The sequence below is a fragment of the Xanthomonas citri pv. mangiferaeindicae genome (assembly GCA_002240395.1).
Taxonomy (GTDB): Bacteria; Pseudomonadota; Gammaproteobacteria; order Xanthomonadales; family Xanthomonadaceae; genus Luteimonas; species Luteimonas citri_A.
In genome coordinates this window covers 1,404,170-1,429,930 of sequence record CP016836.1, presented here as the reverse complement: position 1 = coordinate 1,429,930, position 25,761 = coordinate 1,404,170, and the positions used below count along the sequence as shown (strand labels likewise).

Annotated in this window: 27 protein-coding genes and 1 pseudogene; 13 read left to right on the top strand and 15 right to left on the bottom strand. The window is 69.2% G+C overall.

Annotated elements, in window-relative coordinates:
• Positions 1 to 66: 66 nt before the first annotated feature.
• The 4 genes from BEN78_06150 to BEN78_06135 form a co-directional block, all read right to left on the bottom strand.
• Positions 67 to 819 carry an NADP-dependent 3-hydroxy acid dehydrogenase gene (locus BEN78_06150; protein ID ASR43022.1) on the bottom strand — a complete coding sequence of 251 codons (753 nt, stop codon included), beginning with the start codon at positions 817 to 819 and terminating at the stop codon, positions 67 to 69.
• Positions 820 to 898: 79 nt separating this feature from the next.
• Positions 899 to 1,666, bottom strand: a complete 768-nt coding sequence (locus BEN78_06145; GenBank protein ID ASR43021.1) for a hypothetical protein — start codon at positions 1,664 to 1,666, stop codon at positions 899 to 901.
• A gap of 15 nt (positions 1,667 to 1,681) precedes the next feature.
• Entirely contained in the window at positions 1,682 to 2,470 is a 789-nt protein-coding gene (locus BEN78_06140; protein ASR43020.1) for a sporulation protein, read from the bottom strand.
• Positions 2,470 to 4,203: an arginine--tRNA ligase gene (locus tag BEN78_06135; GenBank protein ID ASR43019.1), complete on the bottom strand. Its 1,734-nt coding sequence runs from the start codon at positions 4,201 to 4,203 to the stop codon at positions 2,470 to 2,472. Before BEN78_06135 ends, BEN78_06140 begins: the two co-directional genes overlap by 1 nt.
• Positions 4,204 to 4,322: 119 nt before the next feature.
• On the opposite strand from BEN78_06135, the gene BEN78_06130 reads away from it, so the two are divergent.
• On the top strand, positions 4,323 to 5,048 hold the full coding sequence (locus BEN78_06130) for a hypothetical protein (protein ID ASR44956.1): 726 nt from the start codon (positions 4,323 to 4,325) through the stop codon (positions 5,046 to 5,048).
• A gap of 9 nt (positions 5,049 to 5,057) precedes the next feature.
• Here the strand turns inward: BEN78_06130 and BEN78_06125 are convergent, their stop codons facing one another.
• On the bottom strand, positions 5,058 to 5,666 hold the full coding sequence (locus tag BEN78_06125; protein ASR43018.1) for a GTP cyclohydrolase I FolE: 609 nt from the start codon (positions 5,664 to 5,666) through the stop codon (positions 5,058 to 5,060).
• A 61-nt stretch (positions 5,667 to 5,727) separates the two neighbouring features.
• Entirely contained in the window at positions 5,728 to 6,108 is a 381-nt protein-coding gene (locus BEN78_06120; GenBank protein ASR43017.1) for a hypothetical protein, read from the bottom strand.
• 277 nt (positions 6,109 to 6,385) lie between these two features.
• Between BEN78_06120 and BEN78_06115 the strand changes: the two genes are divergently transcribed.
• A complete protein-coding gene (locus tag BEN78_06115) occupies positions 6,386 to 8,254 on the top strand; it encodes a hypothetical protein (protein ID ASR43016.1) in 1,869 nt (622 codons plus the stop codon).
• Positions 8,255 to 8,401: 147 nt separating this feature from the next.
• Here BEN78_06115 and BEN78_06110 read toward each other — a convergent pair whose 3' ends face one another.
• Positions 8,402 to 9,784, bottom strand: a complete 1,383-nt coding sequence (locus BEN78_06110) for a serine hydrolase (protein ASR43015.1) — start codon at positions 9,782 to 9,784, stop codon at positions 8,402 to 8,404.
• Positions 9,785 to 9,861: 77 nt separating this feature from the next.
• On the opposite strand from BEN78_06110, the gene BEN78_06105 reads away from it, so the two are divergent.
• From BEN78_06105 to BEN78_06090, 4 genes are all read left to right on the top strand, one after another.
• Positions 9,862 to 10,323: a transcriptional regulator gene (locus tag BEN78_06105; GenBank protein ASR43014.1), complete on the top strand. Its 462-nt coding sequence runs from the start codon at positions 9,862 to 9,864 to the stop codon at positions 10,321 to 10,323.
• Positions 10,316 to 11,215, top strand: coding sequence for a thioredoxin reductase (locus BEN78_06100; GenBank protein ID ASR43013.1), 900 nt, complete (start codon positions 10,316 to 10,318; stop codon positions 11,213 to 11,215). The genes BEN78_06105 and BEN78_06100 overlap by 8 nt, the downstream gene beginning before the upstream one ends.
• Positions 11,216 to 11,301: 86 nt before the next feature.
• A complete protein-coding gene (locus tag BEN78_06095) occupies positions 11,302 to 11,871 on the top strand; it encodes a hypothetical protein (GenBank protein ASR43012.1) in 570 nt (189 codons plus the stop codon).
• 2 nt (positions 11,872 to 11,873) lie between these two features.
• The gene (locus BEN78_06090) at positions 11,874 to 13,055 is read left to right on the top strand and encodes a hypothetical protein (GenBank protein ID ASR43011.1); all 1,182 of its coding nucleotides are present in this window, start codon (positions 11,874 to 11,876) and stop codon (positions 13,053 to 13,055) included.
• A 9-nt stretch (positions 13,056 to 13,064) separates the two neighbouring features.
• Here the strand turns inward: BEN78_06090 and BEN78_06085 are convergent, their stop codons facing one another.
• Both BEN78_06085 and BEN78_06080 read right to left on the bottom strand, forming a co-directional pair.
• Positions 13,065 to 13,394 (bottom strand): plasmid stabilization protein, encoded by a 330-nt coding sequence (locus BEN78_06085; GenBank protein ID ASR44955.1) that lies wholly within the window; start codon positions 13,392 to 13,394, stop codon positions 13,065 to 13,067.
• Entirely contained in the window at positions 13,382 to 13,639 is a 258-nt protein-coding gene (locus BEN78_06080) for a prevent-host-death protein (GenBank protein ASR43010.1), read from the bottom strand. Before BEN78_06080 ends, BEN78_06085 begins: the two co-directional genes overlap by 13 nt.
• Before the next feature lie 172 nt (positions 13,640 to 13,811).
• Here BEN78_06080 and BEN78_06075 point away from each other — a divergent pair, with 172 nt between their 5' ends.
• Positions 13,812 to 15,194, top strand: a complete 1,383-nt coding sequence (locus BEN78_06075; GenBank protein ASR43009.1) for an ATP-dependent RNA helicase DbpA — start codon at positions 13,812 to 13,814, stop codon at positions 15,192 to 15,194.
• Positions 15,195 to 15,396: 202 nt separating this feature from the next.
• Here the strand turns inward: BEN78_06075 and BEN78_06070 are convergent, their stop codons facing one another.
• On the bottom strand, positions 15,397 to 15,861 hold the full coding sequence (locus BEN78_06070; GenBank protein ASR43008.1) for a peptidylprolyl isomerase: 465 nt from the start codon (positions 15,859 to 15,861) through the stop codon (positions 15,397 to 15,399).
• Between the two features lie 328 nt (positions 15,862 to 16,189).
• Here BEN78_06070 and BEN78_06065 point away from each other — a divergent pair, with 328 nt between their 5' ends.
• On the top strand, positions 16,190 to 16,657 hold the full coding sequence (locus tag BEN78_06065; protein ASR43007.1) for a hypothetical protein: 468 nt from the start codon (positions 16,190 to 16,192) through the stop codon (positions 16,655 to 16,657).
• A gap of 126 nt (positions 16,658 to 16,783) precedes the next feature.
• Here the strand turns inward: BEN78_06065 and BEN78_06060 are convergent, their stop codons facing one another.
• Entirely contained in the window at positions 16,784 to 17,803 is a 1,020-nt protein-coding gene (locus tag BEN78_06060; GenBank protein ID ASR43006.1) for a PTS sugar transporter subunit IID, read from the bottom strand.
• A 93-nt stretch (positions 17,804 to 17,896) separates the two neighbouring features.
• A complete protein-coding gene (locus tag BEN78_06055) occupies positions 17,897 to 18,310 on the bottom strand; it encodes a ribonuclease inhibitor (protein ASR43005.1) in 414 nt (137 codons plus the stop codon).
• Between the two features lie 1,405 nt (positions 18,311 to 19,715).
• Between BEN78_06055 and BEN78_06050 the strand changes: the two genes are divergently transcribed.
• Both BEN78_06050 and BEN78_06045 read left to right on the top strand, forming a co-directional pair.
• Complete coding sequence (locus tag BEN78_06050; protein ASR43004.1) at positions 19,716 to 20,006, top strand: nucleotidyltransferase; 291 nt, start codon at positions 19,716 to 19,718, stop codon at positions 20,004 to 20,006.
• Positions 20,003 to 20,342 (top strand): annotated as a pseudogene (locus BEN78_06045) (hypothetical protein). Before BEN78_06050 ends, BEN78_06045 begins: the two are co-directional and overlap by 4 nt.
• Before the next feature lie 124 nt (positions 20,343 to 20,466).
• On the opposite strand, the gene BEN78_06040 reads toward BEN78_06045, so the two are convergent.
• Positions 20,467 to 21,366: a LysR family transcriptional regulator gene (locus tag BEN78_06040; protein ASR43003.1), complete on the bottom strand. Its 900-nt coding sequence runs from the start codon at positions 21,364 to 21,366 to the stop codon at positions 20,467 to 20,469.
• Positions 21,367 to 21,461: 95 nt separating this feature from the next.
• Between BEN78_06040 and BEN78_06035 the strand changes: the two genes are divergently transcribed.
• A complete protein-coding gene (locus BEN78_06035) occupies positions 21,462 to 22,196 on the top strand; it encodes an oxidoreductase (protein ASR43002.1) in 735 nt (244 codons plus the stop codon).
• Positions 22,197 to 22,333: 137 nt separating this feature from the next.
• Here the strand turns inward: BEN78_06035 and BEN78_06030 are convergent, their stop codons facing one another.
• The gene (locus BEN78_06030) at positions 22,334 to 22,912 is read right to left on the bottom strand and encodes a hypothetical protein (protein ASR43001.1); all 579 of its coding nucleotides are present in this window, start codon (positions 22,910 to 22,912) and stop codon (positions 22,334 to 22,336) included.
• Between the two features lie 253 nt (positions 22,913 to 23,165).
• On the opposite strand from BEN78_06030, the gene BEN78_06025 reads away from it, so the two are divergent.
• Together BEN78_06025 and BEN78_06020 are read left to right on the top strand one after the other, a co-directional pair.
• Complete coding sequence (locus BEN78_06025) at positions 23,166 to 23,591, top strand: hypothetical protein (protein ASR43000.1); 426 nt, start codon at positions 23,166 to 23,168, stop codon at positions 23,589 to 23,591.
• Positions 23,592 to 23,803: 212 nt separating this feature from the next.
• Positions 23,804 to 24,682, top strand: a complete 879-nt coding sequence (locus tag BEN78_06020) for a hypothetical protein (GenBank protein ASR42999.1) — start codon at positions 23,804 to 23,806, stop codon at positions 24,680 to 24,682.
• 30 nt (positions 24,683 to 24,712) lie between these two features.
• On the opposite strand, the gene BEN78_06015 is transcribed toward BEN78_06020, so the two are convergent.
• Positions 24,713 to 25,735, bottom strand: coding sequence for a hypothetical protein (locus tag BEN78_06015; GenBank protein ID ASR42998.1), 1,023 nt, complete (start codon positions 25,733 to 25,735; stop codon positions 24,713 to 24,715).
• Positions 25,736 to 25,761 lie beyond the last annotated feature (26 nt).

The window sequence follows — 25,761 nt, the reverse complement described above, 5'->3', positions numbered from 1 at the left end:
ACCGGCGTCGGTGGCCTCAGGGCTGCCGACGCACGAGGCGGCCGGCGATTGCGATGCAAGCGGCGGTCAGCCGCCGCGATGGACCTGGAAGCCGGCGAACGACTGGCTGACCGGCATGATCTCGAGCCGGTTGATGTTCAGATGCGGCGGCAGGTTGGCGACCCACCACAGCTGCTCGGCGATGTCCTCGGCGGTCATCGGCGTGGCGCCGCCGTAGAGCGTGTCGGAGGCGGCCTGATCGCCGCCGGTGCGCACCAGCGTGAACTCGGTCTCGGCCATGCCCGGTTCGATCGAGGTCACCCGTACGCCGGTGCCGTGCAGGTCGGACCGCAAGCCCAGCGAGAACTGGGTGACGAAGGCCTTGGTGCCGCCGTAGACGTTGCCGCCCGGATAGGGATAGCTGCCGGCAATCGAACTGATGTTGAGGATCGCGCCGCGGCGCTCGATCAATGTCGGCAACAGGGCATGGGTCAGCGTGGCGAGCGCGGTGACATTGGTGTCGATCATCTGCGTCCACTGCGCGAGATCGGCGCGCTGCGCCGGCGCGGTGCCCAGCGCCAGCCCGGCGTTGTTGATCAGCACGTCGATGCCACGGAAGGCGTCTGGCAGTGCGTCGAGCGCGGCGCGCATCGCGTCGGCATCGCGGATGTCGAATGCGGCCACGTGCAGGCGTTCGGTGCCGTGCGTGTCGACCAGCGCCTGCAGCCGCTCGGCGCGGCGACCGGTGGCGATCACGCGCCAGCCGCCCTGCAGGAAGCGGGCGACGGTCGCGGCGCCGAAGCCCGAGGTCGCGCCGGTGACGAGGAGGGTGCGGGGCATGGGAACTCTTCCGGGGCGGGCGCCTGCGTCGGGCGCGGATGAAGGGCGGGACGGATGCGGCATCGCGCCGCGACGTCGATCAGTGCAGCGTCGGCGTGCCGCAGCAGGTCTTGTACTTGCGGCCGCTGCCGCACGAGCACGGATCATTGCGGCCGGGCACATCGGCGCGCCTGGCCGGCTGCGGACGGCGGTCGTGCAAGCGCTGCAGATACATGTCGTGGAGCATGTCGGGCAGGTCGTAGGCGAGGTCGAAGCGCTCCTCGAGCGACAGCATGTCGCCCTCGGCCATTTCGGCATCTTCGAGCTGGCTCGCATCGACGATCGCCAGTCGGGCGATGACGCCCAGGTCGTTCTCGATCGCGTCGTGCTCGTGCATCCATTCAGACCACGCGTCTTCGTGTTCGGCGGCGGCGCGCAGGAACCCAGCGGCCCACGCGGCTGCGAACGGGAAGTCGGCCGGCACGCCGTCCAGTCCACCCACGGCCTCGCCTTCGGCCTGGCCATCGTCGGCTTCGGGCGGCAGGCCCAGCATCGGCATCAATGCCTCGTGGGCGACACCCTCCTGCGGGTCCTGGCGTACGCGGTGCACGATCTCGTCGGCCAGCCGGGCGATCAGCGCCTCGGCCTCGCGGGTCTGACGGGCATCGCGGCGCGCGACCTCGCCCGTACCCCAGACCAGTGGCAGCACGCTATCGAGCGTGGTCTCGACCGGACCGACCGCAAGCGCCGACAGGAAGCCGTCGAGCATTTCCAGATTGCCCAGCCCGGTCTCCGGGTCGGTGCAGCGATCGAGCAACGTGTCCAGCCGGTCGAGCTCGGTATCGCTCAGGCGGGTGTCGTCAGCCATGGTCGGGCGTCTCCGTCACTGGGCCTTGATCGCCAGCGCCGGCAGGCCGCCGTTGCCGAGCTTCTGCTTGGCTTCGGCAAGCTCGGTGGCGGTGCCGTAGGGCCCCATGCGCACGCGGTAGACCGTCTTGCCCTGCGCCTGGCCGGCTTCGACCCGGGCGCTCAGGCCCAGCAGCGCGATGCGTGCCTTGAGCGCTTCGGCATCGCCCGAGGCGCTGAACGAGCCTGCCTGCAGCAGGTAGCGGGCATCGCTGCCGGCAGCCGGTGTCGTCGAGGCCGTGGTCGTGGGCCGGGTCGGGGTCGCCGCCGGCGTGGTCGTCGCCGCCGGCGTCTCGCTCAGCGGCGTCGGGCCGGTCGGGGCACCGGCCAGGTCTGCGGCGTCGGGGTGACGGCCCTGCAGCGCCTGCTGCTGCGCCTCGGCGCGCTGCCGGCGCTCGGCCTCGGCGCGCGCGCTGGCGGCCAGCTCGGCGTCGGACATCGGCACCTCCTGGTCGGGCAGCAGAGTGTAGAAGTCGTAGTCGGCGGCGGGCGCGGGCTGCGGCTGCGCCGGGCGCGGCCTCGGTGCCGGGGTCTCGGCCAGCGGCGCCGGCGCGTCCTCGTCGAGCGCACCGACCGCGGGCTGTGCATCGGGATTGGGGCGCGGGCGGAAGAAGCCGTCCTCGGCGTCGGGCTTGAACAGCCGCGGCACCGCCAGCACCACGCCCAGCGCGAGCACCACGCCAATGATCATCCACGCCCAGCCGGGCAGGCCGCCGGAGCTGCCGCCGTTGCGTCGCGCCTGGGATTTGCCGCGTCTTGCCGCCATCACATCGCCTCCGGAGCCTGCACGCCCAGCAGCGCCAGGCCGTTGCGCAGCACCTGTCCCACGGCCGTCGCCAGCGCCAGACGCGCGTCGCGCGTCGGGGCGTCGTCGACCAGGAACTGGTGATCGTTGTAGTACGTCTGGAAGGCCTGCGCCAGTTCCAGCAGATAGGTCGCGATCAGGTGCGGCTCGAGCTGGGTGCCGGCCGCGGCGACGATCTCGGGCCAGCGCGACAGGTCGATCAGCACGTCGCGAAGCGCCGTGTCGGTCATGTCCGGCAACTGCGCAAGTCCCTGCTGCAGATCGAAGGCCAGGCCGCGCTCGGCGAGCTGGCGCTGCAGGCCGCAGATGCGCGCATGCGAGAGCTGGACGTAGTAGACCGGATTGTCGAGCGACTGGCTGCGTGCCAGGTCGATGTCGAACACCAACTGCGAATCAGGCTTGCGCGCGACCAGGAACCAGCGCGTGGCATCGCGCCCGGCCTCGTCGATCAGGTCGCGCAGCGTGAGATAACTGCCGGCGCGCTTGGACAGCTTCACTTCCTCGCCGCCGCGCATCACCGTGACCATCTGGTGCAGCACGTATTCCGGCCAGCCGGCCGGGATGCCGGCATCGAGCGCCTGCAGGCCGGCGCGCACGCGCGCCAGCGAGCCGTGGTGGTCGGCGCCCAGCTCGGTGATCGCACGTCGGTAGCCGCGCTGCCACTTGCTCAGGTGATAGGCCACGTCCGGCACGAAGTAGGTGTAGCTGCCGTCGGACTTGCGCATCACGCGGTCCTTGTCGTCGCCATAGTCGGTCGAGCGCAGCCACAGCGCGCCGCCGTCCTCGTAGGTATGGCCATTGGCGACCAGCGTGCCCACGGTCTCCTCGACCTTGCCGTCGGCGTACAGCGACGACTCCAGGAAATAGACGTCGAAGCTCACGCCGAAGGCAGCCAGGTCGGCGTTCTGCTCGCGGCGCAGCCAGGCGACTGCGAAGCGGCGGATCGCGTCGAGGTCGTTGGCATCGGCGGTGCCGGTCACGCACTGGCCTTCGACCTCGACCGTGGCGCCGTCCAGGCACGCGCGGGCGACATCGGCGATGTACTCGCCGTTGTAGGCATCGGCCGGCCAATCGGCGTCGCCCGGCGCCAGGCCGCGTGCGCGCGCCTGCACCGAGCGGGCGAGGTTCTCGATCTGCACGCCGGCGTCGTTGTAGTAGAACTCGCGCTTGACGTTCCAGCCGTTGGCGTCGAGCACGCGCGCGATGCAGTCGCCGATCACCGCGGCGCGGCCGTGGCCCACGTGCAGCGGACCGGTCGGATTGGCCGAGACGTACTCGACGCCGGCGGTCTGCGCCGCGCCGCTGTCGTTGTGGCCGTAGGCGTCGCCGTGGGTGTGCACCGCGACCAGTTGGTCGCGCCAGGCGGCCGGTGTCAGACGGAAATTGAGGAACCCGGGCCCGGCGATCTCGACCGAGGCGATCGCATCGTTGGTCGGCAGCGCATCGACCAGCGCCTGCGCGATCGCGCGCGGGTTCGAGCGGGCCGGGCGCGCCAGCAGCATCGCTGCGTTGGTGGAAAAATCGCCATGGCTGCGGTCCTTCGGCCGTTCGACGACGAAGGCGGGCGTGGCGAGATCGGCGGGCAGCGTGCCGGCATCGCGCAGGGCGGCGATGGCCCGCTCGACGAGGGGTTCGATGAGGGCGCGGGACGAGGAGTTCACGGGCAAAGAGTGTCGCGGAGCACGGCCGGGCATTGTACGCGAGCCATCCTGAGCGGGCCGGCGCGGAAGGCGTATGCTTGCGCGCCCGGTTCTGCAGGCCCTGCGTGGACGCGCTGTTTCCCGAACTGATCTGGCTGGTGTGTATCGCCTTCATGGCCGGGCTGGTGGACGCGGCGGTCGGCGGCGGCGGCCTGGTCCAGCTCCCGGGCCTGTTCACCGCGCTGCCCCAGTACGCCCCGGCGGCGTTGCTGGGCACCAACAAGTTCAGCTCGATCTTCGGCACCGCGGCGGCGGGCTGGCGCTACGCGCGCAATGTGCGCTTCCCCTGGATGCCCGTGCTGTGCGCCTCGGCGACCGCGTTCGTATTCGCCTTCGCCGGCGCCACCGCGGTCAGCCTGCTGCCCCGCGATGCGGTCCGGCCGCTGATTCTGGTGTTGCTGGTGGCGATGCTGGCCTACACCCTGGTCAAGAAGGACTTCGGCGCGCTGCACCGCCCGCGCGAGGTCGGCCGTCGCGAGCTGGCGCTAGCCCTGGCGATGGGGGCCGCGATCGGCTTCTACGACGGCCTGTTCGGGCCCGGCACCGGCAGCTTCCTGATCTTCCTGTTCATCCGCTTCTTCGGGCTGGATTTTCTGCGCGCGACCGCCGCCTCGAAGATCGTCAATCTGGCGACCAACCTGGCGGCGCTGTCGTTCTTCGTGCCCTCGGGCCACGTACTGCTCGCATTCGCGGTGCCGATGGCCATCGCCAATGTCGGCGGGTCGGTGGTCGGCACGCGACTGGCGCTGCGCGGCGGCACGCCGCTGATCCGCAAGCTGTTCGTCGCGCTGGTGGTGGTGCTGATCGCGAAGATGGCCTGGGACACCTTCGCGCGCTGAGCCGGCGCGTCAGCGGCGGCCGCCGCCGACCTCGATGAACTGCAGGAATTCGGCGCGGGTGCGCGCATCGTCGCGGAAACTGCCGAGCATCGTCGAGGTGATCATGCTGACCCCGCGCTTGTGCACACCGCGCGTGGTCATGCACTCATGCGCGCCTTCGACCACCACGCCCACGCCCAGCGGCGACAGCGCGCGCTGGATGCAGCCGGCGATCTGCGCGGTCATTTTCTCCTGCACCTGGAAACGCTTGGCATAGGCTTCGACGACGCGCGCGAGCTTGCTGATGCCGACCACGCGACCCGACGGCAGGTAGCCGACATGCACCTTGCCGATGATCGGGGCCATGTGATGCTCGCAATGGCTCTCGTACTCGATGTCGCGCAGCACGATCATCTCGTCGTAGCCGGCCACTTCCTCGAACGTGCGCGCCAGATAGGCGTCGGCGTCGATCGCGTAGCCGCTGAACCATTCGCCGTAGGCGTCGGCGACGCGGCGCGGCGTATCGAGCAGACCTTCGCGGGCCGGGTCCTCGCCGGCCCAACGCAGCAGCGTACGGACGGCGGCCTCAGCCTCGGCGCGGGGGACGCCGTTGCGGGCATCGTCGTGGGAAGCGCTCATCGCGGCTCTCGCGGAAAAGACGCTATGGTAGCGCGGCGCCGTTCAGCGCCCCAGGGCCCGCTCAGGCGTTGCGGTCGGCGCGCCGGGCAGCGTCCTGCCGGGAGGCGGCGTCCATGGCGCAGTGCTGCCAGGCTGCCTCGACCGCGCCGCGTGCCTCCACCCAGCCCAGCCGGGATGTGCCACGGGTCGCATTCCAGTCACGCTCGAGCTGGGCGGCGATCGTCTCGAAGTCCTCGCCGGGGGTGCGGCGCCAACTGCGCAGGCCGAGCCGGTAGGCCGGCGCGTAGTCCTCCCAGGTCCTGCCCACCGAGTAGTACGGCGCTTGCTGGAGCGACGCAGCGAAGCGCTTGAGCAGCGCTGCGTCGTCCGCATCGACCGCCGTCGACGCGTCGCGGGCAGGGTCAGATGCAGGATGGGCAACAAGGGCGGGGTCGGGCTTCATTCGCGTCTTCTTCCGGAAGGCCGGAGTTGGGGCGGGGCAGGCAAGGAGGAGCGTTGGCCGCACCCTATGCCGCAGTCCGTACGACAGCAGTGAAGCTCGGCGCCCAGCCACGGAATGCGTGCAGCCTGCGTTCAGCACAAATTGGTGTGAAGAGCGGCCCTTGAAAAAACTGCACGCCTGCCAGCCTTGAGCGCAGCTCAGGTGGTATGACATTTCGCAGGGGCGCCGCGCTTGGCCGCCGCGCAGAATGCACCTCCGACCACCAGGAGTTCCGCCCATGCGCGCCATTGCCGCCGGTTCCACGCTGGCTCTCGCCCTGGCCCTCGCCGCCTGCGCTCCATCTGCGCCCGCACCGTCCGGCACCACACAGACCGATGCCGCCAGCGGACAGGCTGCCCAGGATGAATCGGCCCGGCTCAACGCCTGGTTCGAGACCCAGTACGAGGCCCTGCTGCAGAAGAGCCCGACCCAATTGACCTTCCTGGGCCGCAAGGACCAGAACGACCGGCTCGACGACATGTCCGAGCAGGCCAGCCGCGACCGTCTGGCTTGGTTAGAGGCCTCGGTCGATGAGATGGAGGCGCAGTTCGACTACGACGCGCTCGATGCCGAAACCAAGCTGTCGTGGGATCTGTGGAAGCGTCAGTACGAGAGCGCGCGTGAGGGCATGGCATTCCTCGCCGACGGCTATGTGTTCGACCAGATGAACGGCATGCACAGCGCGTTCCCGACCTTCATGATCAGCATCCACAAGGTCGACGACGAACAGAGCTATCAGGCCTATATCGCCCGTCTGAAGGCGGCGCCGACGATGTTCGACCAACTGCTCGAACGCGGCCGCGCTGCCGCCGCGCAGGGCATCCGTCCGCCGCGGTTCGCTTTCGATGGCGTGATCGACCAGTCGCGCAAGGTCATCGCCGGTGCGCCATTCGACGACGGCCCCGACAGCGCGCTGTGGGCCGATGCCCAGGCCAAGGCCGATGCGCTGGTCGAGCAGGGCAAACTGACCACCGAGCGTGCCGCGCAGCTCAAGGAAGACGCCCGCGTGGCGCTGGTCGAGCAGCTCAAGCCGGCCTACGAGCGGATCATCGCGTGGAGCGAGCAGGAGCGGCCCATAGCATTGGAGAATCCGGCTGGTGTCGGCACCACCCATCCCAACGGCGCGGCGTACTACGCCTACCAGCTACGCGAGAACACCATGACTGCGATGACCGCCGACGAGGTCCATCAGCTGGGCCTGGACGAGGTCGCGCGCATCCGTGGCGAGATGGAGGCGCTCAAGACCCGCGTCGGCTTCGATGGCGACCTGCAGGCGTTCTTCGCGTTCCTCGACACCGACAAGCGCTTCAAGTACCCCGACACCGATGCCGGCCGCCAGGCCTACATCGACGATGCGACCGCCGCGATCGACAACATCCGCCAGCACCTGCCCGAGTACTTCGGCCTGCTGCCCAAGGCCGGCCTGGAGGTGCGCCGCGTGGAGGCGTTCCGCGAGCAGCCCGGCGCGGCGCAGCACTACTACCCCGGCACGCCTGACGGCTCGCGGCCGGGCATCTACTACGCGCACCTGTCGGACATGAACGCGATGCCCAAGACCGAGTTGGAGGTCATCGCCTATCACGAGGGCCTGCCGGGCCATCACATGCAGATCTCGATCGCCCAGGAACTGCAGGGCGTGCCGACGTTCCGCACCCAGCAGTTCCACACCGCCTACACCGAGGGCTGGGGCCTGTACTCGGAGTGGCTGGCCAAGGAAATGCCGGGCACTTACCAGGACCCGTACTCGGAGTACGGCCGGCTGATGTCGGAGATGTGGCGCGCGATCCGACTCGTCGTCGACACCGGCATGCACGCCAAGGGCTGGACCGAGCAGCAGGCGGTCGATTACTTCCGCCAGAACAGCTCGATCCCGCAGGCGGCGATCGAGTCGGAGATCCGCCGCTACCTGATCATGCCCGGTCAGGCCACCGCCTATAAGGTCGGCATGATCCGCATCCAGGCCCTGCGCCGGAAGGCGGAGACCGAACTGGGCGACCGCTTCGACATCCGCGGCTTCCACGACACCGTGCTCGGCGGCGGCGCGCTGCCACTGGACCTGCTCGAACAGCGTGTGGATCACTGGATCGCCGAGAAGAAGGCAGGCTGAGCCGGCACCGACGTCACGTTCCCGCAGAACGCCAGCGTTTCCAGCGCACCTCCCCCGCCCGCGGGGGAGGTCGGCGCCGCAGGCGCCGGGTGGGGGCAAACGCGCAATGATGCAATCGAATCCCGCCCCACGCGGGCGGCGACTCGCTCAGTCCACCGCGGCCAGCACCGCCGCCGCGAACGCGGCGATGTCGAAGCGCTGTCCGGTCGGGTCCTCGCCCCGGCGCACCAGCACGAGATCGCGCGAGGGCACGACCACGATGTACTGCCCACGGTTGCCGAACGCGGCGAACGTGTCGACCGGCACGCCCGGCGAGCGCTGCAGCAGCCACAGCGTCGCGCCGTAGCCGAAGTCGCCCTCGGGCTGTGGGCCGGACGGCGTCGTCGCCTGCCGCACCCAGCCTTTGGGCAGCAGCCGGCGTCCGGCGGCCACGCCCTCGTCCTTGAGCAGCAGGCCGAAGCGGGCGAGGTCGCGCGCGGTCGACCAGACCTGGCTCGACAGCACGTAGCCACCCTGCCAGTCGGTCTCGGCGAACGTGCGCGTCATGCCCACGGGCCAGAACAGGTCGGTGTAAGGACGCGATAGCGCGCGCGCGTCGTCGCCGGTGGCCGCGCGCAGCGCATGCACCGCCAGCACGCTGTCGTTGTTGGCATAGCGGAACCGCGTGCCCGGCAAAGCGGCCAGCGGCCAACCGGGTGCGGCCTCGGCCACGGTCGCGCCGCCGAAGTACAGCGCATCGGTGCGGTTGCCGGCGGTGTCGCTGTGCAGGCCGCTGGCCATGCGCAGCAACTGGTCGACGGTGATTGTCGCGCGCGGGTCGCCGGGCCGCTGCCATTCGGGCACCGGCGCCGGGCGCGCCGGATCGAGCGTGCCCTGGGCTGCGGCGACGCCGACCAGCGCGCCGGCCAGGCTCTTGGCGACCGACCACGTGCGCTGCGGCACGTGCGGGCCGAAGCCGTCGCGGTAGCGCTCGGCGACGATGCGCCCGCCCTGCACCACGACGACCGCCGTGGTGACGTGCCCCTCGCCGAACGCGGTGGCACCCAGTGCGCCGTCGAGTGCGGCCGACAGCGCGCGGTCGTCGCCGCGCAGCGGCGCAGTCGCGTCACGCTCGCCCAGCGGCCAGGACCGGGCATCGAGGTCCGGCGCGGCGGCATCGAAGCGCGGCAGCGTCGCCACCGCGGCCGCGTCGGCGCCGATCGGCAACTGCGCGCAGCCCAGGTTGGGGCGCCAGGCGGCGATACGCGGCGGCAGCGCCGGGTCGAACGCGACCGACACCGTGTGCGCGTCGCGGTCGACCACGGCCGTCAGCGCATCCACCTGCGCCTGGTACTCGGGATAGATGCCGCGCAACTCGACCGCGTCCACCTGCGCCGATGTGCGGCCACCGCCCAGGTGCGCACTGCACAACGTCAGCGCCTTGTAGCCGGCCGCGACCGCGCGCGCATGCGCTTCGGACGATGCCGGGGGCGCGGTCTGGGCGACCGCGGGTGCAGCGACGAGCAGGAGCAGTGGCAACAGGGCGCGCATCGAAAGGTCCCATCGGGCAAGGACCGCAGTCTAGGCGGAGCTTGCGGTGCTCCGCATAATGTAATAATTTGAGTTACATGAAGCCCGACAGCCGCCTGTCCTCCGTCCTGCACGTCTTGCTGCACATGGCCCAGCACGACGGCCCGCTGACCTCCGAGACCCTGGCGCGCGCGCTGGGCACGAACCCGGTGGTGGTCCGCCGCACGCTCGCCAGCCTGCGCGAGCGGGGCTATGTCGCCTCGGCCAAGGGGCCGGGTGGCGGCTGGACACTGGGCTGCGACCTGCGCACGGTGACCTTGCTCGATATCTATCGCGCGGTCGGCGAACCGACCGTGTTCGCGATGGGCCATCGCTTGGCGCAGCCCGCGTGCCTGGTCGAGCAGGCCGTCAACGAAGCACTCGACATCGCCTTCCGCGATGCCGAGGCGCTGCTGATCGCGCGCCTGGGCGAGGTGACGCTGGCCGAGCTGGCCGCCTCCTTCGCGCGGCGCATGCCGCATGTCCCGTCCGTCCCCTGCGAGCGTCCCGACCATGCCTGACCCCACCGCGTCCTTCGATGCCGTCGTCGTCGGCGGCAGTTATGCCGGCCTGTCGGCTGCGATGCAGCTCGCCCGCGCGCGCCAGCGCGTGCTCATCGTCGACGCCGGTCAGCGCCGCAACCGCTTCGCGTCCGCCTCGCACGGGTTGATCGGCCAGGACGGCCGCGCGCCGGAGGCGATCGTCGCCGACGCCCGCGCCCAGGTGCTGGCCTATCCGACCATCACTTGGCGGCAGGCGACCGCGGTGCGCGCCGATGGCGGCATCGGCCTGTTCGCGGTCGAGGACGAGGCCGGCCAGCGCGTGCAGGCGCGCCGGTTGGTGTTGGCGACCGGTGTGATCGACACGCTGCCGCCGATCGACGGCCTGCAAGCGCGCTGGGGACGCAGCGTGTTCCATTGCCCGTACTGCCACGGCTACGAGCTCGACCGCGGCCGCATCGGTGTGATCGCCGTCGGCGAGGTCTCGATGCACCATGCCCTGATGCTGCCCGACTGGGGCGCGGTGACGTTCTTTCTCGATGGGCGCTTCGTGCCCGACGATACCCAGCGCGCCGCGCTCGCTGCGCGTGGCGTGCGGATCGAGCCGGGGCGGATCGCCGCGGTGGCCGGAGACGCGGATGTCGTGCTCAAGGACGGCCGGCTGATCGCATGCGACGGGCTGTTCGTTGCCAGCCGCACCCACGTCGCCAGCCCGCTGGCCGAGCAACTCGGCTGTGCCTTCGAAGATGGGCCGCTGGGCGCCTTCGTGCGCACCGATGCGATGCAGGCCACCTCGGTGTCCGGCGTGTTCGCCTGTGGCGACGCCGCGCGCGCTGCGCACAGTGTTGCGCTGGCGATCGGCGATGGCGCGATGGCCGGCGCCGCAACCCATCGCAGCCTGCTGTTCGACTGAACCAGCGGGCCTGGCGCTTTGCCCGTGCAGCGCGCACGCGGCATCATGACAGGCTGGAACCCGCCCACACGACGAGACCCGTGCGCATGAAGCGATCGAAGACGACGGCCCTGCTGCTGATGGGCGCCGCGCCCCTGCTGTTCACCGCCTGTCAGCGCGAGCAGCCGGTGCAGATGCAGGAAGGCCTGTTCACCTCGGTCGAGCGCTGCACCGAAGCCACCGGCGATGCCTCCAACTGCCGCGTCGCGTTCGAGCAGGCCCGCCAGCAGGCCGCCGATGCGGCCCCGCAGTACGGCAGCCGCGAAGCCTGCGCGCGCGATTATCCGGCCGAGGACTGCGTGGAGCAGCGCACGACGGCCGGGCACTCGTTCATCGGACCGATGATGGCGGGCTTCTTCCTGTCTCAGATGATGAGCGGCAACCGCGCCGGCCTCGCCCAGCAGCCCGCCGCGGGCCAGGCACGCGGCGCCGCCCCCGGTAGGCCGCAGGCCACCCCGGCCTGGCGCAGCAACACCGACGGCTGGTTGCGGCCGTCCGGTGCGACGGCTGCCGGCCGCGCCGGCCTGACGCCGGTCGCCGCCACCCCGGATCGCGCGATGACCGCGCAGCGCGGCGGCTTCGGCGCCTCGGGACGCGGTCGCAGCAGCGGCGGCTGAGCGTGCGGCGGATCCCGATCGTCGAGCGCGGCGACTGGCGCGCACGCGCTGCCGAAAGCGGTTTCCGCTTCCATACCATCGATGGCGCCCGCTATTGGGACGAACGCGCCTATTACGCGTTCACCCTGCGCCAGATCGAGAGCGATCTCGAGGATCCGAGCGCCGAGCTGCATGCAATGGCGCTCGACCTGGTCGATGAGATCGCCGGCAGCGATGCGCTGATGCAGCGGCTGGCGATTCCCGCGCCGTTCCGCGACTGGGTCGCCGAGAGTTGGCGCCGCCGCGAGGGCCATCTCTACGGGCGTCTGGACTTCGCCTACGACGGCCAGGGTCCGGCCAAGCTCTACGAGCTCAACTACGACACCCCGACTTCGTTGTTCGAGGCCGCGTTCTTCCAGTGGCAGTGGCTGGAGGACCAGCGCGAAGCCGGGCGCCTGCCGGCCGAGGCCGACCAGTTCAATTCGATCCACGAGGCGCTGGTCGAGCGCTTCGGCGCGCTGTCGACGCACCTGCCGCCGCCGCTGTTGTTCGCCGCCTCGCGCGATTCCGAGGAAGACCAGGGCACGGTCGACTATCTGCGCGACTGCGCCGCCCAGGCCGGCCTGCACGGCGCGCCGATCGCGATCGAGGATGTCGGGCTGTCGGACGACGGGCGGTTCACCGACCTCGACGACACCGTGATCGGCACGCTGTTCAAGCTCTATCCGCTCGAAGACCTGTTCGCCGAGGACTTCGGCCGCGCACTGCCTGGATCGGGTCTGCGCCTGCTCGAGCCGCCGTGGAAGGCGCTGCTCAGCAACAAGGGCATCCTGCCACTGCTGTGGGAGCGCCACCCGGGCCATCCCAACCTGTTGGCCGCAGCGTTCGACGACGGCGGTGCGCTGCCGGCCGGCTGGGTGCGCAAGCCGCTGCATTCGCGCGAAGGCGCCAACGTGGCCATGCATCTGCCTGATGGCCGCTGGCTCGAGAGCGAAGGCCCCTATGCCGGTCCGTGCATCCGCCAGGCACTGCACCCACTGCCGCAGTTCGACGGCCACTATCCGCTGGTCGGCAGCTGGGTCGTCGGCGATGTCGCCTGCGGCATCGGCATCCGCGAGGACGACGGCCCGATCACCCGCGACAGCGCCCGCTTCGTGCCGCATGCGATCGTCGAGGACGACGCGCAGGCCACGCTGTACGCCTGAGCGGGCGGATCAATCGCGAGGGCGCTTCGGGGCCTTTGCGCGGACGCCGAGATCTTCGATGCGCAGCAGGCGCTCGAAACGCATGACGTGGACGATGAGCACGCGTGGACCCTCATGCCGATAGAAGACACGGCACGGCGGTTCAACGATTTCTCGGTAGCGCGAGCCGGGCAACTCGGGCGGGCGGCGACCGCTGGCCGGATGATCGGCGAGTGGCTCGACGTGGGCGAATACGCGCGCCACGAACTCCGCCGCAGCCCGCGGGCTTTCGATCGCGATGTAGTCGGCAATGGCGTCCAGGTCGGCGATCGCTGGCTCCGACCAGATTACTTCAGCCATCGAGCCAGACGTGCCTTGGCCTGGTCGTGGCTTGCGACGCGGCCTTCGGCAATCGCCTGTTCGCCACGTGCGATGCCTTCGAGGATCGACATGCGTTGCTGCATGCGCTCGTAACTCTCCACATCCACCAGATAGGCGCCGGGCAGACCATGCTGCGTGATGAGGATCGGCTGCCTGTCCCGTTCGATGTCGGCCAGCAATTCGGTGGCCTGCCGCTTGAGCGTCGTGACGAGTTCGGTGCGCATGAAAGTGACACTAAAGTATCACTGACGCGAGTGCAAGCGGCATGCGCCCGAACATGGGTGGCCTTGAAGCACCAGACAGGATTGGGTGCCGAGCCGCGTGCGGCCATTGTCGTGACGCTTCGCCCGCGACGCCGATGCCACGCACACGGCCCGCGCCTGCGATCATGTGCGCATGACCGAGCCCACTGCGTTTTCCACCCTCCCGCTGTCGCCCGCCTTGCTGCAGGGCGTCGCTGCCCTCGGCTACACGGCGATGACGCCAATCCAGGCGCAGGCGTTGCCCGCCATCCTCGACGGCCGCGACACCATCGCGCAGGCGCCCACCGGCAGCGGCAAGACCGCTGCGTTCGGGCTCGGCCTGCTGCAGCGGCTCGATCCGGCGCGCGTGGAAACGCAGGCGCTGGTGCTGTGCCCCACGCGCGAGCTCGCCGACCAGGTCGCGCGCCAACTGCGTCGGCTCGCAGTCGGCATTCCGAACCTGAAGGTCTCGGTACTGTGCGGCGGCATTCCGCTGGGTCCGCAGCTCGCGTCGCTGACCCACGATCCGCACATCGTTGTCGGCACCCCCGGACGCATCCAGGAACTGACCAAGAAGAAGGCGTTGCATCTGCGGCACATACGCACGCTCGTGCTCGACGAAGCCGACCGCATGCTCGACATGGGCTTCGAAGAACCGATCCGCGACATCGTCGGACGCACGCCCAAGACCCGCCAGGGTCTGCTGTTCTCGGCCACGTTTCCCGACGACATCCGCGCGCTGGGTGCGGCGATGCTGCGCGACCCGGTCAGCATCGGCATCGGCGGCGACGCCGATGCCCCGGCCATCGATCAACTTTGCTTCGAGGTCGAACCCGCGCGCCGCGCGCCGCTGTTGGCCGCGCTGCTGCTGCGCTATCGGCCCGAGTCGGCGGTGGTGTTCTGCAACACCCGCGCCGACGTGGCCGAGGTCGCCGGCTCGCTGGCGCACTACGGCTTCGCGGCGCTCGCGCTGCACGGTGACATGGAGCAGCGCGACCGCGACGAAGTACTGCTGCAGTTCGCCAACCGCAGCTGCACCGTGCTGGTCGCCAGCGACGTCGCCGCGCGCGGGCTCGATGTCGAGGACCTCGCGGCGGTCATCAATTTCGAACTGCCGCACGACCCCGACACCTACGTGCACCGCATCGGCCGCACCGGCCGCGCGGGTCGCACCGGGCTGGCACTGAACCTGGTGACGCCGCGGGAGCTGCCGCGCACGACGGCGATCGAAGCGCACCTGGGCCAGCCGCTGCGCTGGGAGACGCTGATGCCGTTGTCCGGCAAGGCGACGAATGTGCCGCCCGCGGCGATGGCCACGCTGCGCATCGACGCCGGCCGCAGCGACAAGCTGCGGCCGGGTGACATCGTCGGCGCGCTGACCGGCGAGGCCGGTCTGCACAAGGAGGCGATCGGCAAGATCGACGTGTTCGCGACGCGCAGCTATGTCGCGATCGCACGCGGCCAGGCCGCACAGGCGCTGGCACGGCTGCGCGAAGGCAAGATCAAGGGGCGGCGGTTCCGCATCGCGCGGCTCTGATACCGCGCGTCGAACGCATCGCGGCGGACGCGGTCAGCGCCCGCGCCAGCGCGCCCATACCGCGCGGACGGCCGCGTAGACCACGCCGATCGCCAGACCCAGGCCGATCCATTGCAGTAACGTCATCGCGGAGATCTCCTTGGGCCCGGGGGCAGACGGACCGGCGCGCGCCACGATGGCGCGGCCGGGATGCATTGCGGTGTCAGCCCTGCACGCGGCCGACGTTCTTCTCGTCCTCGGTGGCCTCGCGCACCTCGGCCACTTCGACAGCGAAGTGCAGCGTCTGGCCGGCCAGCGGATGGTTGCCGTCGATGCGCACCTGCGTATCGGTCACATCCACCACGGTCACCAACACCGCGCCCTGGCCGCCCTGGGCCTGGAACTGCATGCCCGGCTCGACGGTATCCACGCCCTGGAAGGCTTCGCGCGGCAGCACCTGGACCAGCGCGTCGTTGCGCTCGCCGTAGGCCTCCTGCGGCGGCACGTCGACGGTCAGCGTGTCGCCGACCTTGCGCCCCGCCAACGCCTTCTCAAGGCCCGGGATGATGTTGCCGGCGCCGTGGAAGTAGCGCAGCGGCTGACCGGCGGGCGACTTGTCGAGCACCTCGCCGGCATCGTTGGTGAGGGTGTAGTGGATGCTGGCAACGCGTGCAGCGGCGATCTCCATGAGGATCTCCTTGAGATTCGAATAGAAGGGGGAGGCGTGGCGGAAGACGAAACGACACCGGACGACACACGGTGTGGATGACCACCGCACCACCCTACCGGGCGGGGAGGCGGCACGCAAACCGGCGCACGCGCAGCGCTGCGCTTGGACGGTGCCATTCGGCCACGTCTGCGCCGTCGTGGCGCGATCGGGACTGGATGACGCCACAATGAACCGGCGCCCGCGCCCCTAGGGCGAACCCCAGATCCTGGTCCCAACTTCCGCAATTAAGTTGTCCGCCATCCACCGCGTTTGCACGCGGTGCCCCTTCCCGATCAGGAGAAACGACATGACCGATGGCGCTTCCGGCGTTTCGGGTGGTTCTGGTGCAGCGGATGCCGCCAACGATGCCGCGCAGTCCGCGGCTAACGATGCCGCCGCCAGCGCCGTCGAATCGATGGGCCCGGCTTCGGCCGAGGCAGTAAGCTCGGCCGAGGTCGCTGCGGAGGCTGCGAAGGTGGGCGATGCCTGCACCGCCGAGGCCGCCCTGTCGCGCGCCGAAGCGGCGGCATCGCAGACCGCGCAGGCGGCGCAGACCGTGGCCGACATCGCCGCACAGACCCCCACCTCGGTGACCGAAGCCGCCGCCGCCCTTGCGGCCGAAGACGCGCAGAACGCCGCCGCCGCCGTCGACGCCGCGCGTCAGGCGGTCGAGAGCATGCGCGAAGATCTCGGCGTCAGTGGCTGTATCTCCCAGGCCCCCACCGCGCCGACCCAAGGCCTGGCCCTGAACACCATCGAGCAACTCTGGGCCTGAAACCGGGGTCAGAGTCGCTTCTAAAACCGGGGTCAGGCTCGCTTGTCCCACAGCCAAACAGCAGCTGCGACATCACTGCGGGAAAAGCGAACCTGACCCCCGCACGCTGACCCGGCATCGTACGGATCAGAGTTTTGCGTCGACTTTCAGGTCGCCCGGCTGGATCCAGCCGCGGCGGCGCATCGGCGCGGCGATGGCCAGCGTCAGCAGGGCGGGCGCCAGGAAATGCAGCAGGCCGATCGACAGCCACACCGAAGGCGCGTTCCCCATCGCCGCCAGTGTGCCGACCTGACCGACGAAGCCACTGGTGCCCATGCCCGAGCCGGTCGGCACGTTCTGCATGCCGAAGCACAGGGTCGCGACGGGGCCGAGGATGGCGCCCGCCAGTGTGGGCGGGATCCATATCCGCGGATTGCGCACGATGTTGGGCAGTTGCAGCATGCTCGTGCCCAGGCCCTGGCTGAGCAGCCCCGACGCGCCGTTCTCGCGCCAGCTCATGACCGCGAAGCCGACCATCTGCGCCGCGCAGCCTGCAGTCGCCGCGCCGCCGGCCAGGCCGCCCAGGCCCAGGGAGATCGCCAGCGCCGCGCTCGAGGTCGGGCCGGTCAGGATCATCCCCATCGTCACCGCGATCAGCACGCTCATCAGCAACGGCTGCAGCGTCATGGCCCACTCGATGGTCTGCCCGGTCACCGCCAGCACGTTGCCGATCAGCGGGGCCAGCGCGTGTGCGGTGGCGAAGCCTGCGACCAGGGCCGCGGCCGGCGTTGCGATGATGTCGATCGGCGTGGTGCGGCTGACCAGCTTGCCGATCTCGGTCCCCACCGCGACCGCGACGAAGCAGCCGACCGGCCCACCGAGCTTGGCGCCCAGCAGGCCTGTCGCCGCGCTGGCGAAGATCACGATCGGCGGGCCCTTCAATCCGTAGGCCACCGCCACGCCGATGGCCGCGCCCATCGCCTGCTGCGCCATCGTGCCGGCGTCGATCAGCCAGGCCTGTGCGGTCCAGCCGCCGACGGTCTTGAGGATCAACCCGATTACCAGCGAGCCGAACAGGCCCAGCGTCATCGCGTTGAGCGCCTCGATGCCGTAGCGCCGCAGCGAGAACTCGATATCGCGCGCGCGCAGGAAGGACGTCAGGGACATGGCCGTGCCGGTACAGGAAAACGGGACGGCCTGGACGGACCGCGCGGATCGAACGAGCGCGCAAGGATAGCGGCTCGGCGGTCGGCGCGTACCTCAGCGTGGGACCAGCGCGATGTTCGGATGCGCGGCGAGGATCTCCAGCACGATATCGAAGTACGTCTGCCCGGTGCCGGCCTCCAGCGCATCGAGCTCGCGCTGCACATGCGCCACGTTGAAGCGCTCGGGATGCGCGAGCTTGGCCTGCAGGAAGCGGCGCGTCGTTTCCACGCCCAGGTCCTGCCGGTTCTTCTCGAACGCCGACCACACCAGCGTCACCGGTGCATCGCCATCCAGCGCGCCGTACCCGCCGTAGAGCATGTCGTCGAGCGCATCCAGACTCGGCCCGAGCGTCCAGTCGACCTCCGCCATGAAGACGCGGTTGATCTCGTCATAGAACGACGGGATGTCGTGGATCCGGTTACCGTCGAGCAGCAGCGATTTGGACGCGATGGGCAAGAAGGTCGGCATCGAGTTCGCGAAGAGACGGAGCCTGACGGAGGCGAGCAGAGAAGTGAACTTGCTCCTGATTCGGGGATGAAGCACGGTCGCTGTGAGTGCAGGCGCTGTTGTGGGGTGCTCCGCAACGCTGCGCTCAGATCACGAGTGAATCATAGTGTTCCTATATAGAGAACGGGATCACCTTTTGCGGACAGGATCAGCGGAGTGCAGACTCTCGCTGTTTGCGAAATATATACCATACTCGGTTAGTCGGCCGACGCTCGGCTGGCAGTAGCGGTCAAGATGGTGGGAATACATAGTCTGGAACTGGTCAATTCGCAGTCATTCGAGCCGAATGCCATTCATGACATGTCTTAGATCCAGATGATAAGCGTCAATACAGGGGATGGAAGATGTCAGAAGTAATCGCCATGTTCTACGTGGTCTCACGCGGCAGCGAGCCGGGTGTCTTGCTAACACCGCACGTGCATGAAGATGGTAAGTATGTCGCAAGCATGACCCGCTTTGAGCAAGACTATGTGCGTGTCGAGTCTGTTCGGGAACTAGGCATTCTGGCCCAACGCGGTTTCAGCATTCGTATGAGTAATCCCGGTAGCATCAGCCACCGGGCGCCAAGCCTTATCTCACCTGGCTCATTGCAGATGAAGCTAAGCGAGTAGTCAGTCAAGCCGTGATACTGCAAGTGGGATCTAATTTGCATTGTGAATTGACCCGTGCATTAGTATTAATGAGAGGGTAAATTTAGTTCAGAATTTGGAGGCAAGGGATCCGATTCAAAAAGGAGCTGAGTTATATGTTGCCTTGAGCTTGTATCCGAAATAGGATTTTTCGCCGGCGGCGGATGCGGCGTGGAAAGTTATCAATCAAATGCATAAAAACTAGTCGAACAGGCGCCGCCATCGCATAGTCGTATACGGAAGGAGCGGCCGGTCTACGGTATCGCGACCCCGACGCCTGCACGACGGCGCGGCACTGATGGTAATGACAGTGTGACGGGGCTAGTCCGCGTCCGGGTACCAAGGCCGGGCAGTGGGGTCGACGTCGTCCTGGCCGCGCTCTATTGCTACAGGCCTCGGTCCTCACGAGAGGGCATGCATCCCAGCCCAGAACGAGTAGCCCAGCCCTGCCGATTTCAAGTTCCCACCAGCATCGACGCCTGTCGAAGCCGTCACCCTGCAGCAAGTCACGGACATCCAGTCTCGCTGCGCACACGAGTAGCACTGAGGGCGGTCAGATGCTGCCCGGTTCACTGATCGCGTGGCGCTATCTCTTCATTAACAGTGGTGACTGTGCAGCTATGAAGGGCTGAAGTATTCTCGCTGTTCCGGCCGCTTTGCGAGATGCCGACAAGCGACCCGGGTCACCGTGGTCCTGTGCCAGAGCATGCGATATTCCGCAGATGAGATAGAAGGCCATGAAACCCTCCGAAGCCATCCGCCACCAGTTGACCGCTTTGCGCGGCACCGCGCGCCGCTTTCGGGTCGCCAATCCGCGCTTTTACGGATCGGTGGTCCATGGCACCGATCGTGACGGCAGCGATCTCGATCTATTGGTAGACCCCACGCCCGAGACCACGCTGTTCGACCTCGGCGGGCTGCAAGTTACCTTGGAGGAATTGCTCGGTATCCCGGTCGACGTGCGCACGCCTGGCGATCTGCCGGTCCGGTTCCGGGACACCGTGTTGCGGGAAGCTCGGCCGCTGTGAGCCCCGACCGATTCGAGGGCTGGCTCGATGACATGCGTGGGGCGGCGCACCAAGCCTGCGGTTACGTGGAAGGCATGACACGCGAAGCGTTCCTCGACGACCCTCGCACCCAACAAGCGGTTGAACTTGCTGACCATCGGTGAGATTGCGGCCAAAGTGATCGAGCGGTACCCAGAGCGCATCGCACGGTACCCCGGCATTCCCTGGGCGGGGATGAAGGGAATGCGCAATCGCATCGCGCACGGATACTTCGAGATCGACATGGGCGTGGTATGGGAAACCGTGCAACGTGCCCTGCCCGAACTTGTCAGCCATCTCGAAGCGCGTTCCGACTGATCGCTGCGCGGTCCGCCCCCCTCAGCAGGACACCGTCTACGTCTTCGATCGTTTTACGATCGTGCCCAGCTCTACGCCGGATCGGTGTTGAGGCAACGGCGCCGCGATCGCAATGCCGGCGTCGTCAGCGGTCATTCTCCCGATACGCTCGCACATGCTCGATCAGCGCGCGCAGCTTCGGGGGCTGGTGCCGGCGGTTGGGGAAGTACAGAAAGAAGCCCGGGAACGGCGGGAGATAGGCCTGCAGCAGCGGCACCAGTTCGCCGCGTGCGAGGTAGGGCGCGAAGGTGTCCTCGATACCGAAGGTGATGCCGCCGCCGGCCAGTGCGGTGCGGATCATCAGCAGCATGTCGTTGGTGGTGATCTGCGGCGCGACCTGCACGTCGAACGGGCGGCCGTCCTCGACGAACTCCCAGCGGTGCGGCGCGACGGCTGGCGTCACGCGCCAGCCGATGCAGCGGTGGGCGACGAGGTCGCGCGGATGCGCAGGCACGCCGTGGCGGGCGAGGTAGTTCGGCGCGGCGACGGCGACTTCGCGCTGCGGGCCGGTCAGCGGCACGGCGACCATGTCCTGCTCGATCACCTCGCCCAGGCGCACGCCGGCGTCGAAGCCGGCAGCGACGATGTCGAAGGTCTCGTCGGTGACGGTCACATCCAATGTGATGCCGGGATAGGCGTGGGCGAACGTCGCGATCAGCGGCCCGGACAAAAAGCGCTCGGCGATCGAGGTGACCGCCACGCGCAACAGGCCCCGTGGCGGGCCGTCGTCGACGGCTTCGTCGAGCGCGGTACCCAATGCGGTCAGCGGCGTGACGACCTGGCGATGCAGACGCTCGCCGGCCTCGGTCAGGCGCACGCTGCGCGTGGAGCGGTGGACCAACGCGATGCCGAGCGCATCCTCCAGCCGGCGGATGCCCTGGCTGACCGCTGAGCGCGTCACCCCGAGCCGGTCGGCGGCGGCGCGAAAGTTGGGGCCTTCGGCAACGGCGAGAAAGACGCGCAGCAGGTTGAGATCGAGGTCCATTGGTTAGTCATCCTAACCAATACGTCCAGCGGCCAGGGAATTCCGGCCGCGTTGCACGACGCCTACCGTGGGCGCTCCCCACTGGAGCCCGTCTCATGCAGACCCTGACCGACCGCATCATCCTGATCACCGGCGCCAGCAGCGGCATCGGCGCCGCCACGGCGCGCGAGCTCGCGGCCCGCGGCGCGACCGTCGTGCTCGGCGCGCGGCGGACCGAACGTCTCGACGCTCTGGTCGCCGAGATCGTCGCTGCGGGCGGGCGCGCGCAGGCGCGTGCGCTGGATGTCGTGTCGCCCGACGACATGCAGGCCTTCGCCGACCACGCGCTCGCTGCGCACGGCCGCATCGACGCCATCGTCAACAACGCCGGCGTGATGCCGCTCTCGCCGCTGTCGGCCCTCAAGCGCGACGAATGGAACCGGATGATCGATGTCAACCTGCGCGGCGTCCTGCACGGTATTGCCGCGGTGCTGCCGACGATGGAGCGGCAGGGCTTCGGGCACGTGGTCAACGTCGCCTCGATCGGCGCGCACCGCGTGTTTCCCACATCGGCGGTCTACTGCGCGACCAAGTACGCGGTGTGGGCGTTGTCGGAAGGTTTGCGTCAGGAGACCGACCGCCTGCGTGTGACCGTGGTCAGCCCGGGGACCACGACTTCGGAGCTTGCCGACACGATCACCCATGCGGGCGCGGCCGAGGGCATGCGCGATTTCCGTCGCATCACGATCGCGCCCGAGGCGGTTGCACGCGCGATCGCCTATGCGATGGAACAGCCGGCGGATGTGGATGTCAGCGAAGTGGTCGTGCGGCCGGTGGCCAGTCCGTATTGAGCCCGCGATCGCCGTCCCGTGTCGCCTTCGCAAACGATGGCCCGTCCGAGTTCGACTTCCCGCGCGCGGGCAAGTGCCGTGCAATGGGAGCATTCGACATCCGCGCTGCAGCCCGGGCTTGCCACTGTGCGTCAGCTTCAGTCCGCGGTCGTTGCAGGTGGTGGCGTCTCGGCGTCTCCTGCCGACGCATGGGGTGCGTTCGCAGGGCCGCTATCGGCGAGCAGACCGTTGAGCCGGTCGACGAGACGCGGAATGGAGCCTTCAGAGTAGCCGCGCATGATGTCTGCCGTGTTGCCGTGCCGGTCGATGAGGAAGACGTAGGGGACCGAGGTGACGCCGTATGCCGCACTGATCGCCCCGTCATGGTCGTGGGTCCAGGTCACCGTCAGATCCTTGAGCTGGCGCCGCAGCGTGCGATAGGTGCGGACGTCTTCCTTGAAGTTCACCAGGACGACGTCCAACTGGTCTTTGCCGACTTGCCGCTGCAGCCCTTCGAGTACGGGCGTGTACTTTCGGCAATACCCGCACCAGGAGGCCCAGAAGGCCATCACGACGACCTTGCCGCGCTGTTCGCTGATGCGATAGGTCGCCCCATCGGGCATGAGACCGATCACATCGGGTGGTGGCTGGCCAATCGTGGGCAGACCTGCACTGGCCGACAGCGGTGTGCCCAGCACGCACGCCAGGAGCCAGCCCACGATGATGCGTGTCGTCATTCCATGTCCCCTGTGTGCGCTGGCGGCCCGTTGCGGGGCGCTCCCGTTGTCCCGGCGCCTGCATGCGCGGCAGGACCATCGGCGATTGCGCATCGGGCGTCAAGCGCGACGCGGTCCGTCCATGCGCGCTTCCATCGCGCGCCGATGCCGATGCGCGCGGCATCGTGGGCAGGCGGCGCCCGGCATGCCGCTTTCATACGATCTTTGCGATCGCCGCCGCACACTTGCGGTTCCCTCATCAGGAGCGATGTCCATGGGCCTGTTCTCCAAGATCACCGACCGCATCTTCGGCCGTAAGGCCACCCCCGCGCCGCCGGCCGAGACCAAGCAGCCCAAGGCCGTCGTCTTCACCGGCAGCGAGGACGATCCCAAGGTGTCGCCGCCCGCGCGCAATCCGGCGCCTGCGGCACCTGCCGCCGAGCCGGTCGATGTCGAAGCGGTGTTGAGCGGCATCGCGCAGGAAAAGGGCGGCAAGTCCGACTGGCGGCATTCGATCGTCGACCTGCTCAAGCTGCTCGACCTCGACTCCAGTCTCGACGCCCGCAAGGAACTGGCCACCGAGCTCGGCGTCTCCGCGGGCGCGCATGGCAGCGCCGAGCAGAACATCGCGCTGCACAAGGCGGTGATGCGCAAACTGGCCGAGAACGGCGGCAAGGTGCCGGCCGAGCTGCGCGACTGATCCAACTGCGTGGCGGTGGTCCGGTGCGCGGATGCCGGACCGCCGCCTGTTTGGCGCTTGGCGCGACACCCGGCGCCAAGCCCCAAGCCGTGCGTGATGGCGGCGCGGCGAAGCGACGATGACGGGCCGGCTCGCGTTAGGATGCCGCACTCCCCGGTCGTCCCTCCTGGCATCCGCATGAAGGTCCGCTTTCCCGACGCCTTGCCGGCGGCATGAGCAGTGCAGCGCGGCGCGCGGACGCCCGAATCGAACCCCGTCTCGAACGTTTGCAGCCGTGGTTCGCCGCGCTGGGCAGCCTGCTGGTGCATGTGCTCGCGGTGCTGCTTCTGCTGGCGTCGACGCCGGTGACCGTGACGTCGCCGCAAGGCGCTTCGTCCGGCAGCCGGATGGTCGTGGACTTCATCGGCATCCCGCCACCACAGGCTGCCGAGGCGCCACCCAGCCCGCCGCCGCCAGTGCGCCCGCCGGTCGCGCCGCCGCCGGCGGCCTCGCGCCTGCAGACCACGCGCGTCGAACGTGCGGAGATGGCCCTACCGCCAGACAGACAGGCGCCCGCGGACGTGCCGGTGGACCCACCGCGCCCGGCACCGCAGCCCGCGCCGCCGCAGGCGGTGCCGCCCCCGACACCCGCGCCTGCGCAGGCACAGGCCGCCAGTCCGCCGGCGCCGCCGCGACGCGACCACACCTGGGGCCAGCCGCCGGGCATGCTGCCCACCGAGACCGCGCCGGTGAATGCTGGCATGACCCGCAGCCCGACCGCCGGGCGCACGCGCGGCCACGATTCCGACGCCGACCATCCCAGCCTCGAGGTGGGCGGCTACCAGGTCTATTACGACCTGCGCAGTGAGACCCGATTGCAGGCCTGGCGCGACCAGGGCATGACCGAGGTGTTCCTGCCGTTGCCCGGCACACGCAAGCTCATGGCCTGCCCGCTGGAGACGGCGCTGCGGCGTGATTCGGGGCCGTGCCGCCTGCTCGATCCGGAAGACCCGGCCATGGCCGGCATTGGCGATGCGCGCGAGGTCATCAACATGCAGCAGGTCTATCGCCGCGGCGAGCCGGTCTGGCGGGGACCCGGGCCGTATCGCTGAGTTCCGCGCGGCCTTGCGCCGCAGCCCGGCTCAGGTCGGTGTGTCGACGTCGTCCCAGTCGGCGTCCTCGAACCGCACCAGCCAGTTGAGCGCGTGATGGCGCTCGGTCACTACGCCGCCGATGAGGCCGCCGGCCGGTGCCTGGTTGTCGAGCTGTGCCTGGCGGACCAGCCAGTGCAACCGCAGGTGCAGGTCGAGGGCATCGAGGATCTCGGCGGCCGGGCGCGGCGTCGGCAGTGCCGGCAGCGTGCCGTCGGCCCAGGCGAGCGCCCGTTGCGCGCAGTCGGGCACATTGCAGATCCGGTCCGGGAACGGCAGCGCCTCCGATAGTCCCAGTGCCCATTGCAGGACCGCCAGTGCCTCGTAGCGCCACACCGCATCGATGGTCTGCTGGCGCGTCGGTGCCTCGTCGTGCAGGAAGGCCGCTTCCTTGGGCGACAGCGCCGGCCAGCCGGCCGCCAGACGAGCGCGGATGTCGGCCAGCGGCAGCGGATCGCCTTCGTTGAGGGTTTCGCCGCGAATCGCCACCGCCATCAGCGCCAGCATGCGGCCCGCCATTTCGTCGGGGCTGCGCAGGACGACCTCGCCTTCGCCGATCACGGGCGGCAGCGACGCCGGCACGCGCAGCGACCTCGCGGCCAGGGCCTCCAACGTACGCGTCCGGCGATGCCGCGCGTCTGCGGGATAGGGCGCCTCGGCATCGGGATCGGCGCCGGCATGGCCGACCAGACACTGACCGTTCGGCGCATGGAGATCGCCATCGGCGTCTGCGTAGATCGCGTTCGCCGCCTCCGCCCACTGCTGGAACGCCGGCAGCGCATCGCGTGCGATCTCCACCCGATGGTGCCAGTGCGTGCGCTGCAGATGGCGGAACGTGTGGTAGCGCTGCGCCGTCATCTGCTCGCGCGCGACCTGCATGACCTCTGCAATGCGCATCTGCAGGTGTGTGGCCAGCGCCGGATCGTTGCGCGCCCAGCGGGCGTGGTGCACATGCGGCACGTCGAGTGGCGGCGGATCGCGCAGGGTGATGTAGGTGTCGAGCGTCAGCGTCATGCGGGGACAGGGAGGTGGGGGTGGCG

Bases quoted from the DNA above. Each gene is read 5' to 3' on its own strand.
- BEN78_06015 (ASR42998.1), bottom strand. From the start codon at position 25,735: ATGACGCTGACGCTCGACACCTACATCACCCTGCGCGATCCGCCGCCA.
- BEN78_06145 (ASR43021.1), bottom strand. From the start codon at position 1,666: ATGGCTGACGACACCCGCCTGAGCGATACCGAGCTCGACCGGCTGGAC.
- BEN78_06055 (ASR43005.1), bottom strand. From the start codon at position 18,310: ATGCCGACCTTCTTGCCCATCGCGTCCAAATCGCTGCTGCTCGACGGT.
- BEN78_06035 (ASR43002.1), top strand. From the start codon at position 21,462: ATGCAGACCCTGACCGACCGCATCATCCTGATCACCGGCGCCAGCAGC.
- BEN78_06095 (ASR43012.1), top strand. From the start codon at position 11,302: ATGAAGCGATCGAAGACGACGGCCCTGCTGCTGATGGGCGCCGCGCCC.
- BEN78_06130 (ASR44956.1), top strand. From the start codon at position 4,323: ATGGCCGGGCTGGTGGACGCGGCGGTCGGCGGCGGCGGCCTGGTCCAG.
- BEN78_06075 (ASR43009.1), top strand. From the start codon at position 13,812: ATGACCGAGCCCACTGCGTTTTCCACCCTCCCGCTGTCGCCCGCCTTG.
- BEN78_06100 (ASR43013.1), top strand. From the start codon at position 10,316: ATGCCTGACCCCACCGCGTCCTTCGATGCCGTCGTCGTCGGCGGCAGT.
- BEN78_06080 (ASR43010.1), bottom strand. From the start codon at position 13,639: ATGCGCACCGAACTCGTCACGACGCTCAAGCGGCAGGCCACCGAATTG.
- BEN78_06065 (ASR43007.1), top strand. From the start codon at position 16,190: ATGACCGATGGCGCTTCCGGCGTTTCGGGTGGTTCTGGTGCAGCGGAT.
- BEN78_06105 (ASR43014.1), top strand. From the start codon at position 9,862: ATGAAGCCCGACAGCCGCCTGTCCTCCGTCCTGCACGTCTTGCTGCAC.
- BEN78_06030 (ASR43001.1), bottom strand. From the start codon at position 22,912: ATGACGACACGCATCATCGTGGGCTGGCTCCTGGCGTGCGTGCTGGGC.
- BEN78_06135 (ASR43019.1), bottom strand. From the start codon at position 4,203: ATGCCCGGCCGTGCTCCGCGACACTCTTTGCCCGTGAACTCCTCGTCC.
- BEN78_06150 (ASR43022.1), bottom strand. From the start codon at position 819: ATGCCCCGCACCCTCCTCGTCACCGGCGCGACCTCGGGCTTCGGCGCC.
- BEN78_06120 (ASR43017.1), bottom strand. From the start codon at position 6,108: ATGAAGCCCGACCCCGCCCTTGTTGCCCATCCTGCATCTGACCCTGCC.
- BEN78_06025 (ASR43000.1), top strand. From the start codon at position 23,166: ATGGGCCTGTTCTCCAAGATCACCGACCGCATCTTCGGCCGTAAGGCC.
- BEN78_06125 (ASR43018.1), bottom strand. From the start codon at position 5,666: ATGAGCGCTTCCCACGACGATGCCCGCAACGGCGTCCCCCGCGCCGAG.
- BEN78_06085 (ASR44955.1), bottom strand. From the start codon at position 13,394: ATGGCTGAAGTAATCTGGTCGGAGCCAGCGATCGCCGACCTGGACGCC.
- BEN78_06070 (ASR43008.1), bottom strand. From the start codon at position 15,861: ATGGAGATCGCCGCTGCACGCGTTGCCAGCATCCACTACACCCTCACC.
- BEN78_06140 (ASR43020.1), bottom strand. From the start codon at position 2,470: ATGGCGGCAAGACGCGGCAAATCCCAGGCGCGACGCAACGGCGGCAGC.
- BEN78_06040 (ASR43003.1), bottom strand. From the start codon at position 21,366: ATGGACCTCGATCTCAACCTGCTGCGCGTCTTTCTCGCCGTTGCCGAA.
- BEN78_06110 (ASR43015.1), bottom strand. From the start codon at position 9,784: ATGCGCGCCCTGTTGCCACTGCTCCTGCTCGTCGCTGCACCCGCGGTC.
- BEN78_06020 (ASR42999.1), top strand. From the start codon at position 23,804: ATGAGCAGTGCAGCGCGGCGCGCGGACGCCCGAATCGAACCCCGTCTC.
- BEN78_06050 (ASR43004.1), top strand. From the start codon at position 19,716: ATGAAACCCTCCGAAGCCATCCGCCACCAGTTGACCGCTTTGCGCGGC.
- BEN78_06060 (ASR43006.1), bottom strand. From the start codon at position 17,803: ATGTCCCTGACGTCCTTCCTGCGCGCGCGCGATATCGAGTTCTCGCTG.
- BEN78_06115 (ASR43016.1), top strand. From the start codon at position 6,386: ATGCGCGCCATTGCCGCCGGTTCCACGCTGGCTCTCGCCCTGGCCCTC.